Below are 15356 nucleotides of genomic sequence, written 5' to 3'. Positions count from 1 at the left end.
TGGTGCTGTCCGTCGGCGGCGCGACATTGCCCGCGTTGGATGGCGTGCGCGTGCTGGAGGTGGCCGCGCTCGACCTGTCCGCGCTGTCGCCTGCGCCGCTCACCGATGCCGACCGGAGGGGTGTGCTGCGTCCGGACAACCTCGCCTACGTGCTGTTCACTTCGGGTTCCACCGGTCTGCCCAAGGGTGTGGCCACCAGCCATCGCGCCATCATGAATCAGCTGCGCTGGCTCGAGCATCGCTACAGGGTCACCCGGGACGACCGGATCATGCAGCGTGCGCCGTTGACCTTCGACGTGTCGGTGTGGGAGTGCTTCCTGCCCGCGCTGGCCGGCGCTCCGCTGGTGATTCCGCGGCCGGACGGGCATCGGGATCTGGACTATCTGGCGGGGCTGATGCGGGAATCCGGCGTCACCATTGCCGAGCATGTGCCGTCGGTGCTGGCCGCGCTGATCGCGGAGGGCCACGGCGATGCGCTGGCTTCGTTCCGCCATCTGCATACCGGTGGTGAAGCGCTGTCGGCCGAGCTGCTGACCGCGCTGCGCGCGCAGGTGGGCGGTGCGGTGCACAATGCGTACGGCCCGACCGAGGCCGCGATTTCCGCCATCTACCACGAGTTCTCCGATGCGGACCCGGAGTACGAGGTGGCCATCGGCCGGCCCAACTGGAATACCCGCGCGTATGTGCTCGATGCCCGGCTGCGGCCGGTGCCCACCGGCGTCACCGGCGAGCTGTACCTGGCGGGCGCTCAGCTGGCGCGCGGTTATCAGGGCCGGGGCGGGCTCACGGCGGAACGCTTCGTATCCGACCCGTTCGGAGTGCCCGGATCCCGCATGTACCGCACCGGCGATCTGGTGCGATGGAACCGTGCTGGCGCGCTGGTATATCTGGGCCGCAACGACTTCCAGGTGAAGCTGCGCGGCCAGCGCATCGAACTCGGCGAGATCGAGGCGGCGCTGCTGTCCGCCGACGGGGTCGCTCATGCGGCGGTGCTCGCGGCGCAGGACAGCAGCGGCGCCGATTGTCTGGTCGGCTATGTCAGCGGTGCGGGCCTCTCGGCGGATGCCGTGCTCGCCCATGCGCGCGTCCAGTTGCCCGGCTATATGGTGCCCGCGCATCTGGTGGTGCTGGACGATATGCCGCTCACCAGTGTCGGCAAGCTCGACCGCAAGGCCCTGCCCGCTGTCGAGTTCGCCGCGGCCGCGAACGCTTTCCGTGCGCCGAAGGAGGGTGCGGAAGCCGTGCTGGCCGCCCTGGCCGGTGATCTGCTCGGCGGCGCGCCCATGGGCGCGGACGACGACTTCTTCGCGCGTGGCGGCAACTCCCTGCTCGCCATGCGCCTGATCGCCCGGGCCAATGCCGCCCTCGGCAGCGATATCGGTGTGCGGGAGATCTTCGAGGCCCCGACCATTGCCGGTCTGGCCGCCCGCGTCACCCAGGGGGCGGGCCGTGGGCGGCGACTGGCGGCCGGGCCGCGTCCGGAGCGAATCCCGCTGTCGCTGGCACAGACTCGGATGTGGCTGCTCAATCGTCTGGAGCCGGAATCCCCGGTTTACAACATTCCGGCGGCCATTCGCCTCACCGGTGAGCTGGACGTGGCCGCGCTCCGGGCCGCCGTCGCCGATGTCATCGTCCGCCACGAATCGCTGCGCACCGTGTTCCCCGAGGATACGGAGGGTCCCAGGCAGGTCGTCGTGCCGGCGGCGGAACTCACCATGCCCGTGCTGAATCCGGTCGAGACCGGCGATATGGCCGCCGCGGTGGCCGGGGTCGCCGGCCGCGGCTTCGATCTGCGCACGGAGTTGCCGATACGGGTGCAACTCTTGCGGCGCGCCGGTTCCGGCCGGGATCACGTGCTGGTCGTGGTCACTCATCACATTGCGGCCGACGGCGTTTCGACCACGCCGCTGGCGCGCGACCTGGTGTTCGCGTACGCGGCCCGCACGGCGGGCGAGACGCCGCAATGGACTCCGCTGCCGGTGCAGTACGCCGACTTCACGCTGTGGCAGCATGCCGTGCTGGGCAGCGCCGATGACCCGGATTCGACACTGGCCGAGCAGATCTCGCACTGGCGTACCGAACTGTCCGGCCTGGCGCCGCTCTTGGAGCTGCCCGCCGATCGGCCGCGCCCGGCGGTGGCCTCCGGTCGCGGCGCCGCCTACCAGTTCGGCATCGATGCCGAGACGACCGCCGCCATCGAGGAATTGGCGCGGCGGCACGGGGTCTCGACCTTCATGGTGATGCACGCCGCCTATGCGACGCTGCTGGCGCGGTTGACCGGCAGCACCGACATCGCCATCGGCACGCCGATCGCGGGCCGCTCCGAGCAGGCCCTGGACGATGTGGTCGGCATGTTCGTCAACACCCTGGTGCTGCGCACACCGGTCATGGGGGACACCCGGTTCGCCGGCCTGCTCGGCACCGTGCGGGAAACCGATGTGCGCGCCTTCGCGCATGCCGAGTTGCCGTTCGAGCGGCTGGTGGACGAGCTCGATCCGGTGCGCTCCCAGGCGCATTCGCCCATTGTGCAGGCGCTGCTCACCTTCGAGCATCGGGACGACACGACGCTGCGGCTCCCTGGACTGGAGGTCTCCGGCTACCCGATCGAGAACACCACCGCGCAGTTCGATCTGTCGCTGGCGTTCACCGAGATCGCCGACGAGGCGGGCCGCACCACCCTGCACGGTGTGCTGCGCTACGCCACCGATCTGTTCGACGTCGGCACGATCGCCGGATTCGCCGCCAGATTCCGCCGCATCGTGACCGCCGCCCTCGCCGATCCCGCCATTCCGGTGGGCGATATCGACCTGCTCGATCCCGCCGAGCGCGATCTGGTGCTGCGGAACTGGAACGACACGGCCGCCGATCTGCGCCTGGACGGCGGTGCGCCGACGCTCATCTCGCTGTTCGAGGCCCAAGCGCTGCGATCCGCGCACCGCCCGGCGCTCACCTTCGAGGGCACGAGCCTCACCTACGGCGAGCTCGCCGTCCGGGTGAACCGTTTGGCGCGGCATCTGCTCGCGCACGGTGTGGGCCCGGAATCGCTGGTGGCACTGGGTATGCGGCGGTCGATCGACCTGGTCGTCGGTATGTACGCCGTGCTCGCGGCGGGCGGGGCGTATGTGCCGCTGGATCCGGATCAGCCCGCCGAACGCCTGGAATACATTCTCGCCACCGCCGATCCGGTGGCCGTGCTGACATCGGAGATGGATCTGCCGATCGATATCGCGCAGGTGCGCATCGATCTGCTGGACCTGTCCGGCTGGTGGCCCGGCGAACCACTGACCGATGCCGAGCGGCGGCGTCCGCTACGGCACGACAACACCGCCTATGTCATCTTCACCTCCGGTTCGACGGGCCGTCCGAAGGGTGTGGCGGTCAGCCACGCGGCCATTGTGAACCGCCTGGTGTGGATGCAATCCGAGTATCGCCTGACCGCCGAGGACGCGGTCCTGCAGAAGACCCCGGCCACCTTCGATGTGTCGGTGTGGGAGTTCTTCTGGCCGCTGCTCACCGGGGCCCGGCTGGTGGTGGCCCGGCCCGACGGGCATCGCGATCCGGCCTACCTGGCCCGTGTGATTGCCCAAGAGGGCGTCACCACAGCGCATTTCGTGCCGTCGATGCTCTCGGCATTCGTCGCCGCCCTCGAAGAGGGAACCACCCCCGTCATGCGCGGCGGGAGAATACGGTTGCGGCAGGTCTTCGCCTCGGGTGAGGCCTTGCCCGCGTCCACCGCACAGCGGACACGCGAGCTGACCGGGGCCCGGCTGCACAATCTGTACGGACCCACCGAGGCCGCGGTCGACGTCACCTATCACGAGGTCGCCTACACCGACACCGTCTCGGTACCCATCGGCAGGCCGGTCTGGAATACCCGTGTCTACGTGCTGGATTCGCGGCTGCGACCGGTGGCTCCGGGGATCGCGGGTGAGCTTTACCTGGCCGGTGATCAGCTCGCCCGGGGCTACCTGACCCGGCCCGGCCAGTCCGCCGATCGGTTCGTGGCCAATCCCTTCGAGCCGGGTGCGCGCATGTATCGCACCGGCGACCTGGTGAAGTGGACCGGCACCGGTGAACTGGAATACCTGGGCCGCACCGACTTCCAGGTCAAGCTGCGGGGCCTGCGCATCGAATTGGGCGAGATCGAATCCGCGCTCACCGCCCTGGAATCCATCGCGCAGGCCGTGGTGATGGCGCGTCATCACGATCAGTTGGGCGATCAGCTGGTCGCATACCTGCTCGCGGCCGATGCGGCGGTGAACGTCGACGCCGTGCGGGATCGCCTGTCCGCGACGCTGCCGTCGTACATGATCCCGGCGGCCTTCGTGGTCCTGGACGCCTTCCCGCTCAATGCCTCCGGCAAGCTTGATCGAAAGGCATTGCCGGAACCGGAATTCCGGGCGCTGGCCTACCGCGCCCCGGCGACCGCGACCGAACGCGTCATTGCCGATATCGTCGCGGAACTGCTCGGCCGGGACCGGGTCGGCGCGGAGGACGACTTCTTCGCTCTGGGCGGCAATTCGCTGTCCGGCACGCGCCTGATGGCGCGCCTGGGCGCTGCCCTGGAAGCCGACCTCCCGGTGCGACTGCTCTTCGAAGCGCCGACGGTGGCCGGTCTGGCCGCCCGGGCGGCCCAGCTCGCCGGCACCGGCGACCGGCCCGTTCTGCTGCCCCGGGCCGTGGACTCCGATGCGGCGGAACTGCTGCCGCTGTCACCGGCACAGCAGCGCATGTGGTTCCTGAATCGGTTCGATCCGCAGGAGACGGTCAACAATATTCCCGTCGCCCTGCGCCTCATCGGGGCCGTGGATTCCGCCGCGCTGACGGCGGCCGTGCGGGACGTCATCGATCGTCATGAGTCGCTGCGCACCGTCTACCCGGATGTCGACGGCATCGGCTACCAGCGCATTCTGCCGCCCGGCAGCGCGCCGGCGGTGGCCCGGCTGGACGGCACGGATCTGCCCGCCGCCCTGGCGGCGTTCGCGGGCACGCCGTTCGATGTGACCGCGGCGGTTCCGCTGCGCATCGGCCTCGCCACGGTGGCGGCCGATGAACAGGTGCTCGTCCTGGTCGTGCACCATATTGCCGCCGACGGCTTCTCGCTCGCGCCGCTGGCGCGCGATCTCGGCGTCGCGTATGCGGCCCGCGCGGGAGGCATTGCGCCGCAGTGGATGCCGCTGCCGGTGCAGTACGCCGACTACGCGCTGTGGCAGCGTGAGCTGCTCGGCGCCGAGGACGATCCGGAATCCCTTGCGGCACAGCAGCTGGCGTACTGGCATGCGGCGCTGCGAGGGCTGCCCGCACAACTCGACCTGCCCGCCGACCGGCCTCGCCCGATGGTGGCGTCACACCGTGCGGCCGTCGTCACCGTGCCTTACGACGCGTCGCTGCGGGAGGCGGTCGCCGCCCTCGCCGCGGCGCAGGACGCCACGCCGTTCATGGTGGTGCACGCGGCGCTGTCGGTGCTGCTGGCCCGCCTGTCCGGCACCGAGGACATTGCCGTGGGCGCGCCCGTCGCCGGCCGTGGTGAGGCCGCGCTCGACGATCTGATCGGCATGTTCGTCAACACCCTGGTGCTGCGCGCCTCGGTGCGGCCGTCCGAATCGTTCGCGGCACTGCTGGACCGGGTGCGCGAGACCGATCTGGATGCCTTCGCGCATGCGGATGTCCCGTTCGAACGCCTGGTGGAGGCGCTCGATCCGCCGCGCTCACCGGCCCGGCATCCGCTGTTCCAGGTGGCGCTGTTCTTCCAGAACCTCGACCCGATCGGCCTCGAGCTGCCCGGCAGCTCCGTGCGCGAATGCGAATTCGACTATCGGACCAGCAGATTCGATCTGCAGCTGACCGTCACCGCCGACTCGCTGTCCTTCACCTATGCCACCGACCTGTTCGATGCGGAAACCATTGCGGCCCTGGCTCGCCGGTTCGAGCGCCTGTTGACGGCGGTGACCTCCGCTCCCGGGCGGCTCGTCGGCGATATCGACCTGTTCGAGCGCGGTGAGCGCGAACGCGTGCTGCGCGAATGGAACGACTCCGGCTGTGCCGCGGAGCCCGGTGAGCTCTTGCTCGACGCCCTCCGAGCGCAGGTCGCGGCCACTCCCGACCAGGTGGCCCTGCGCTACGCGCCGGAGGGCGACCGGCCCGCCGCGGAGCTGACCTATGCCGGGTTGCATCGCCGCGTCAATCAGCTGGCCCGGCATCTCATAGCGACGGGCATCGGACCGGAATCACTGGTGGCCCTGTCGATCCGGCGCTCGCTGGATCTCGTGATCGCCATTTACGCGGTTCTGGAGGCAGGCGGTGCGTATGTGCCGATCGACCCGGATCATCCGGTGCGGCGCATTACCCACATCCTCGACACCGCCCGCCCGGCGGCCCTGCTGACCACCGCTGCGGATCGGGCCGATCTCGGCTACCGGGGTCCTATCGTGGAGGTGGACACGGTGGCGCTCGACGGCTATTCGATCGTCGCCGTCACCGCCGGCGAGCGGCGCGCCCCGCTGCGCCCGCAGCATCCGGCGTATGTCATCTTCACCTCCGGGTCTACCGGAAAACCGAAGGGCGTCAGCGTCTCCCACGCCGCCATCGTCAATCAGATGAACTGGATGGGCCACGAGTACCGGCTCACCGCCGCCGATGTGTATCTCCAGAAGACCGCCACCACCTTCGACGTCTCGCTGTGGGGCTGGTTCCTGCCCCTGCGGGTGGGCGCGACGCTGGTGGTCGCCACCCCGGACGGCCACCGCGATCCGGCGTACCTGACCCGCGTGATCGCCGAAACCGGTGTGACCGTCACCGATTTCGTACCATCCATGCTCGGCGTGTTCGCCGGTCACACCGATCCCGCCGGACTGCGCACCGCGCTGGCCACGCTGCGGCACGTGTTCGTCATCGGTGAAGCCCTGCCCGCGGAAACCGTGCGGGCCTTCGGCGCGGTGAGCGCCGCGCGGCTGCACAACCTGTACGGACCCACCGAGGCGGCGGTGTCGATCACCTACCGGGATGTCACCGGCGAGGTGGAGCGCACCGTCATGCCGATCGGCCGCCCGGAGTGGAACAGTCGTGTCTACGTGCTGGATTCGCGGCTGCGGCCGGTGCTGCCCGGGGTCGCGGGCGAGCTGTACCTGGCCGGTGCGCAACTGGCCCGCGGCTATCACGGGCGGCCGGACATCAGCGCCGACCGCTTCGTCGCCGATCCCTTCGGCGCGCCCGGCGATCGCATGTACCGCACCGGGGACCTGGTGCGCTGGGACGCCACCGGCGAGCACCCGGAACTGGTGTACCTGGGCCGCACCGACTTCCAGGTGAAGTTCCGCGGCCAGCGGGTGGAACTCGGCGAGATCGAGGCCGCGCTGGCCCCCGCGCCGGGCGTCGCGCAGGTCGCCGCCCGGGTGGTGGCGACCTCGACCGGCGAGCACCTGGTCGGGTATCTGACCGCGCTGCCCGGCGCGCACATCGAGGAAACAGAGGTGCGCTCGGCGGCCGCTGCCGCCCTGCCGTCCTATATGGTCCCGTCCGCGTTCGTGGTGCTGGAAGCGTTCCCGCTCAATGCCTCCGGCAAGCTGGACCGCGCGGCGCTGCCCGATCCGGTCTTCGACCAGGTCGCCTATCGTGCACCCGGGACCGCCACCGAGCACACCGTGGCCGCCGCTTTCGCCGAGGTCCTGGGCCTGGAGCGGGTCGGCGTCGCGGACGATTTCTTCGAGCTCGGCGGCAATTCGCTCAATGCCACCCGGGTCCTGGCCCGGCTGAACGAGCGCCTGGGCCACCGCATTCCGGTGCGCACCCTGTTCGAGACCTCGGTGGTGCACGAGCTCGCCGCCCGCCTGGAGTTCGAGCGGCCCGCCGAGGCGCTGCCCGCACTCACCACCGGGCCACGCCCGCAACGGATTCCGCTGTCGCCGCTGCAACAGCCCATGTGGCTGGTGAATCGTCTCGATCCCGAATCGCCCGCCTACAACCTGCCCGCGGCCGTGCGCATTCTGGGCGATCTCGACGAGCGCGCCATGCGGGCGGCCTTCGCCGATGTGGTCATGCGCCACGAAGCGCTGCGCACCGTGTACCCCCTCGACGGAGACGGTGACGGCCACCAGGTGATCCTGCCGCCGCACACCGCCATGCAGCTCGAGCTGGAAACCGTGGGCGCCCGCGTCATGGCGCGCATTGCCGAGATCGTCTCCGCCGGTTTCGATGTCACCACCGAGGTGCCGGTGCGGGCGGTGCTGCTGCGCGAATCCGGCGGCAGTCATGTGCTGGTGGTGGTGCTGCACCATATCGCGGGCGACGGCTTCTCCATGGGACCGCTGGTGCGCGACCTCATTACCGCCTATCTGGCTCGGTGCCAGGGCGCGCCGCCGGCTTGGTCGCCATTGCCGGTGCAGTACGCCGACTACACGCTGTGGCAGCACCGGGTGCTGGATGCGGTTGCCGCCGAGGAGCTTTCGTACTGGCGTGCGACACTCGCCGGTCTGCCCGACGAACTGCCGTTGCCGGCCGACCGTCCGCGTCCGGCCGTCTCCTCCCGCCGCGGCGCGGTGGTGCGCGGCCGGATCGGCGGGGGCGTCGGGGCGCGGGTGCAGTCGATTGCCAAGCGGCACAACGCCACACCGTTCATGGTCTGTCATGCGGCGCTGGCCGTGCTGCTGGCGCGCATGTCCGGCACCGACGACATCGCCATCGGCACGCCCACCGCCGCCCGTGCGGCCAGCGCGCTGGACGACCTGGTCGGCATGTTCGTCAATACCCTGGCGCTGCGCACCCGGCCCGGACTGGAACGCAGCTTCGCGGAACTGCTCGCCGAGACCCGCGCGGTGGATCTGGCGGCGTTCGCGCACGCCACGGTGCCCTTCGAACGGATCGTGAACGAGCTCGGCATCGAGCCCACCCGCACCCGGCATCCGGTCTTCACCGTGACGCTGAGCTATCTGAATCTGACCCGCGGCACCCACGGGGTGCCCGGGCTGGTGCTGGAGGATGTCGAATTCGACGAGACCACCGCGAAATTCGACCTCACCTTTACCATCGGCGAGGAACTCGACGCCGATGGGCACCTGCCGGTGGAGATCACCTACGCCACCGATCTGTACGACGAGTGCACGGTCACCGAGCTACTGCGCCGCTTCGGCCGGGTGCTCGGCGCGGTCACCGATAATCCGGATATCCGGATCGGCGCGATCGAGGTGCTGGCGCCCACCGAACGGTCCGCGCTGCTGGCCCGGCGGGGGCCGCGCGCGCTGCCCTCGCGAACCCTGGCCGAGATCATGGCCGCGGCCGTGGCGGCGAATCCGCACGGCACCGCACTGGTGTACCGGGGCCGCAGCCTCAGCTATCGGGAGCTGGACGAACGGTCCTCGCGGCTGGCGCGGCTGCTCATCGAGCGGGGGCTGGGGGCGGAGGATTTCGCCGCCGTCGCCGTTCCGCGCTCGATCGACTCCATGGTGGCGTTGTGGGCGGTGGCCAAGACGGGCGCGGCCTTCCTGCCGGTGGATCCCACCTACCCGGCGGAGCGCATCGCCTACATGCTGAACGATTCCGGGGCGCGGATCGGGCTCACCATCGCCGCCGTGGCGGACGGGCTTCCGGCGCAGACGGAGTGGATCGTGCTGGATGCCCCGGGCACCGGTGCGGCCCTGGATCGAATCAGCGGTGCGCCCCTTGCCGCCCGTGAACTGGTGCGCCCGGCTCGGCTGGGCAATGCGGCTTGGATGATGTACACCTCAGGTTCCACAGGGCGGCCCAAGGGCGTGGTGGTCACCCATTCCGGACTCAGCGGCGTGGCGGCGATTCACGAACAGCAGTGCCCCACCGGGTCGTCGGACCGGGTGCTGCACCGGGCCTCGCCCAGTTTCGACGCCTCCCTGATGGAACTGCTGATGGCGCTGCCCGCCGGCGCGGCGCTCGTCATCGCGCCCGCGGAGGTGTTCGGCGGTGCGGAGATGAGCGATCTCATCGCCTCCGAGCGGGTCACGCACGCGCTGATCACGCCGTCGGTGCTGCAAACCCTCGACCCGGACAAGTTGCGCGGGCTGCGTCAGCTGTCCGTCGGCGGCGAGGGATTCGGTCCCGATCTGGTGGAGCGCTGGGGGAGCGGCCGGGAGCTGTACAACTCCTACGGGCCGACCGAGGCCACCATCACCACCCATATGAGCGCCGCGCTGCGGCCCGGGGACGGGGTGGTGCTGGGCGGGCTCGCGCCCGGGCTGTCGGCGGTGGTGCTGGACGCGCTGCTGCGGCCGGTGCCGGACGGCGTGGTCGGCGAGATGTATTTGCGCGGACCGGGATTGGCGCGCGGCTATCACGGACGGCCCGCGCTCAGCGCCGACCGGTTCGTGGCCGATCCGTACGGGGAACCCGGTGGGCGGCTCTACCGCACCGGCGACCTGGTGCGCTGGGTGACCCGCACCGTCGGCGGGATCGGCTATCCGGTGCTGGAGTACCTGGGCCGATCCGATGATCAGGTGAAGCTGCGTGGCCTGCGCATCGAACTCGGCGAGATCGACGCGGTGCTCGCCGCGCACGAAACCGTGGAATTCGCCGTCACCATCGGCCATACCGGGCCTTCCGGCGATCTGTCGCTGGTGTCGTATGTGCTGCCCGCCGCCGGGCACATCATCGACACCGAGGAGCTGCGCGCTCATGCGAGCCGTTCGCTCATCGCCTATATGGTGCCCGCCGCCATCATGGTGATCGATGCGGTGCCGCTCACGCCGACGGCCAAACTGGATCGGAAGGCGCTGCCGGAGCCGGTGTTCCGGGCGGCGGAGTTCCGTGCGCCGGTCACCGTGGCCGAGCGGACGGTCGCGGCCGTCGTCGCCGAGACCCTCGGGCTGCCGGTGGGTGCGATCGGTCTGGACGACGACTTCTTCGCTCGCGGCGGCAATTCGCTGAGTGCGGCGAAGCTGTCCGCGCGGCTGACGGCGCGACTGGGCGCTCAGGTCGCCATGCGCACCGTCTTCGAGTATCCGACCGTCGCCGCCTTGGCCGCCGTCGTCGACTCCGGGGACGCGGTCCGGGGACCGATCCTGGTGCGCCGCACCGAGACCGGGCCCGCGCCGCTGTCGCCGGCGCAGCAGCGGATGTGGTTCCTGAACCGGTTCGACGGTGAATCGGCGGCCTACAACATTCCGTTGGTGCTGCGGTTGTCCGGCGCACTCGATGTCGAGGCGCTGAATGCCGCCATCGCGGATGTGGTGGATCGGCACGAGGTGCTGCGCACCGTGTATCCGCTCACCGAAACCGGACCGGTTCAGGTGATCCTGCCCGCCGCGACGGTGCCTCCACTGCACCCGATTCCCGTACCTGACGACGATTTGCGTTCGGCCGTCACCGATTTCGTCGCAGAAGGATTCGACGTCACCACCGGCGTCCCGCTGCGTGCTCGCCTCTACGAGCCGATCGGGGTCGACGGGGAGCGAGTGCTCGTGGTCGTCCTGCACCACATCGCCGCCGACGGATCGTCCCTGACGCCGCTGGCCCGCGACATGATGATCGCTTACACCGCCCGTCGGGCCGGAACAGCGCCCGACTGGACGCCGCTGCCGGTGCAGTACGCGGATTATGCGGTGTGGCAACGGGAACGGCTCGGCGCCGAGTACGAGGCGTCCTCGCTCCTGGCGTCACAGCTGCGGTACTGGACCGAGACTCTGGCCGGACTGCCCGATCAGCTGACGCTGCCCACCGATCGCCCACGCCCCGCCGTGGTGTCCACGTCAGGCCGCGAACTGGAGTTCACCATCGACGCCGAGCTGCACGCCCGGCTGGCCGAACTCGGACGCGACAGTGGCGCAACGCTGTTCATGGTGCTGCACACCGCCTTCGCGCTCCTGCTGTCCCGGCTGTCCGGCACCACCGACATCGCGGTGGGCACACCGGTCGCCGGGCGCGGCGATGACACGCTCGACGACCTGGTCGGCATGTTCGTCAACACGCTGGTGCTGCGCACCGAGATCGATCCGGCCGCGGCCTTCACCGCCCTGCTGCGGCAGGTGCGCACCGGCGACCTGGCCGCCTTCTCACACGCCGACGTGCCGTTCGAGCGCCTGGTCGAGGTGCTCAATCCGGTGCGCTCGACCGCACGGCACCCGCTGTTCCAGGTCGGCTTCTCGTTCAACAACATGTCCGGTGCGGCCTTCGCCCTGGACGGTCTGCACATCACGGCGGGCGAATACGACACCACCATTTCGCAATTCGATCTGCACCTGGTGCTCGCCGATCGCTACCACCCCGACGGCACACCCGCCGGGCTGGCGGCGAGCATCACCTACGCGACGGCCCTGTTCGACGAGTCCACCGTCGCCGGATTCGCGGCCCGATTCCAGCGCCTGCTCGCGGCCGTGGTCGCCGAACCCGCCGCCGCGGTGGGCGACCTGGACCTGCTCACCCCGGCCGAGCGCAGGCGAATCCTGGTGAGCTGGAACGACACCCGGCACGCGGTCGACGAATCGGCAACGCTGGCCTCGCTGCTCGAGCAGACCGTGGCCGCTGCCCCGCAGGCACCGGCCTTGGTGGGTGACAGCGTTGATGGCCGAGTCGAACTGACCTACGCCGAGCTGGCAGGGCGGGTGAACAGGCTGGCACGCCACCTGATTTCACTCGGCGTCGGGCCCGAGACACGCGTCGCGCTCGCGCTGCGGCGGTCGGCAGACCTCGTGGTCGCCATGTACGCGGTGTCCGTCGCGGGCGGGACCTACGTGCCGGTCGATCCGGATCAGCCTGCCGAGCGCACCCGATACATCCTGGAGACAGCCGCTCCCGCATGCGTGCTCACCACGGCCCGCGATTGCTTCGGGGACGAACCCGTCCACCATCCGGCCGAACCCGTCCGCCATCGGGCCGAACCCGTCGACCATCGGGCCGAACCCGTCGACCATCGGGCCGAACCCGTCCGCCATCGGGCCGAAGCCCCTGGTCATCCCGGCGCGCTTCTTGGCCGGGATCCACACGACGCCGGTGATGCCGTCGCCAATGTGGATTCCGGCCAAACCCACGCCGGAATGACCGGGGCGGGGCACCTCGGGATGACCGGGGTCGGGCACCTCGGGATGACCGGGGTCGGGCACGCCGGGATGACCGGGGTCGGGCACGCCGGGATGACCGGGGTCGGGCACGCCGGGATGACCGGGGCCGGGCACGCCGGGACGAGCGGGGCCGGGCACGCCGGGACGAGCGGGGCCGGGCACGCCGGGACGAGCGGGGCCGGGCATGCCGGGATGAGTGGGATCGGGCACGCCGGAATGACCGGAGCCGAAATGTCGGGGGCGGTGGTGTGCATGGACGAGCTCGACCTGTCGGGTTACTCGGCTGCGCCGGTTGCTGCCGGGGAACGGGTGCGGGAGCTGACCGCCGCCAATACCGCGTACATCATCTTTACCTCGGGTTCGACCGGACGGCCGAAGGGCGTGGCGGTGCCGCACGGTGCGGTGGTGAATCAGTTGCTCTGGAAGACGGAGGAATTCGGGCTCGGGCCCGCCGATTCGGTGTTGCTCAAGACTGTTGCCACGTTCGATCTGTCGGTGTGGGAGTTCTGGTCGGCGGCGGCCTGTGGCGGGAGGTTGGTGATCGCTGCTGTCGAAGGTCATCGCGATGCGGTGTATGTGAACGAGCTGGTGAGCCGGGAGCAGGTGACGACGCTGCATGCGGTGCCGTCCATGCTCGACGCGCTGCTCACCGCCGCGGGGCAGGAACGTCCGTTGCGGTCGCTGCGGCGGGTGCTGGCCATTGGCGAGGCGCTGCCGGGGGCGCTGGCGCAGCGGTTCCGGACGGCTTATCCCGAGGTGGGGCTGTTCAACCTGTATGGCCCGACCGAGGCGGCGGTGTCGATCACCTCGCATCGGGTGGGCGCGGCCGATCGGGTCACCGTGCCGATCGGTGTGCCGGAGTGGAACAGCCGGGTCTATGTGCTCGACGCGCGGCTGCGGCCGGTGCCGGTCGGGGTGGCCGGGGAGCTGTATCTAGCCGGTGCGCAGTTGGCGCGTGGTTATTTCGGGCGGGCCGAGCTGACCGCGGAGCGGTTCGTGGCCAACCCGTTCGAACCGGGGGAGCGAATGTATCGCACCGGGGACCTGGTCGCCTGGACCGCGGGCGGAAAGCTGGAGCATCGGGGCCGCACCGACTTCCAGGTGAAGATTCGCGGATTCCGGATCGAGCTGGGCGAGATCGAGACGGCGCTGCTGGCGCTGCCGGAGGTCACCCGGGCCGCGGTGCTGGCCAAGGCCGGACCTGCTGGGGATCGCCTGGTGGCGTACCTGGTCGGTACGAATATCGATGCTGCGCAGGTGGCATCGCGGCTGGCGGCCACGCTGCCGTCGTATCTGGTGCCCGAGGCGTTCGTGGTGCTGGATGCGCTGCCATTGAATGCCAATGGAAAGCTGGATCGCAGGGCGCTACCCGAACCGGCTTTCGCGCCGCGTGAATTCAGGGCTCCCGCCAGCGAACTGGAGCAGACCGTGTGCACGGTCTTCGGCGAGGTTCTGGAGCTGAAGCGAATCGGGCTGGACGACAACTTCTTCGAGCTGGGCGGCAACTCGCTGCTCGCGGTGCGGTTGGCAGCGGCGCTGAGTGCTGCTCTGGGCCAGCGGGTTCCGGTGCTGGTGCTGTTCACCGCGCCCACGCCCGGCGGGCTGGCGGCACGGCTCGATGCCGCGGCGGGCATCGATGCGGACCGCGCGTTCGATGTGCTGTTGCCATTGCGACCCTCCGGGACCGGAGCGCCGCTGTTCTGTATCCATCCGGCCGGCGGCATCTCCTGGTCCTTCGCCGGGCTGGCCGCCCATCTGGACGATGATCGCCCGATCTACGGTCTGCAATCACCGGCGCTCGGTTCGGATGCGGCACAGCCGGATTCGATCGAGGAATGGGCGCGGCGCTATGTCGAGGAGATTCGCGCGGTGCAGCCGGAGGGGCCGTATCACCTGCTCGGCTGGTCGCTCGGAGGTGTGCTGGCCCATGCCGTCGCGGTGCGGTTGCAGGAGCTGGGGCAGCAGGTGGCGACTCTGGCCGTGCTGGACAGTGCGCTGCAGGTGGATACCGCTGAGCCCGTGGACATTCCGCTGACGGAACTGTTCGGCGGCTTGCTGGGTGCGGCGGCCGATATCGGCCCGGAGCGGCTGGCGCGCATGACCGACAGCGGTGTGCGGTCGCTGGGGCTCATCGGCTCGTACCGGCCCCGCCGGTTCAAGGGTGACCTCGTGTACTTCACTGCTGCCCTGGACGATCCGAGCTGCACGGTGAATGTCGCGGGCTGGACCGATGCCATCGACGGCGTGCTGCACAACCATGCCGTGCCGGTCACGCACTGGCGCATGACCTCCCCCGAAGCCCTGGCTCAGATCGCCCGTGTTCTCACCGCGGGCAGCTGA

General features: G+C 70.0%; 1 protein-coding gene (running past one end of the window). It reads left to right on the top strand.

The window, feature by feature from the left end; all coding sequences use genetic code 11:
- Window positions 1–15356 carry the 3' portion of a non-ribosomal peptide synthase/polyketide synthase gene (locus ACFVIV_RS15910; RefSeq protein ID WP_379196759.1) on the top strand. The gene continues 10501 nt to the left of window position 1, outside the view, so the window shows 15356 of its 25857 coding nt (coding positions 10502–25857); its start codon lies beyond the left edge, outside the window; it ends in the stop codon at window positions 15354–15356.

It is taken from the genome of Nocardia sp. NPDC127526 (assembly GCF_042672265.1).
Classification (GTDB): domain Bacteria; phylum Actinomycetota; class Actinomycetes; order Mycobacteriales; family Mycobacteriaceae; genus Nocardia.
Note: the sequence above shows the minus strand (reverse complement) of the source record. Positions and strands in the feature narration are given on the sequence as shown.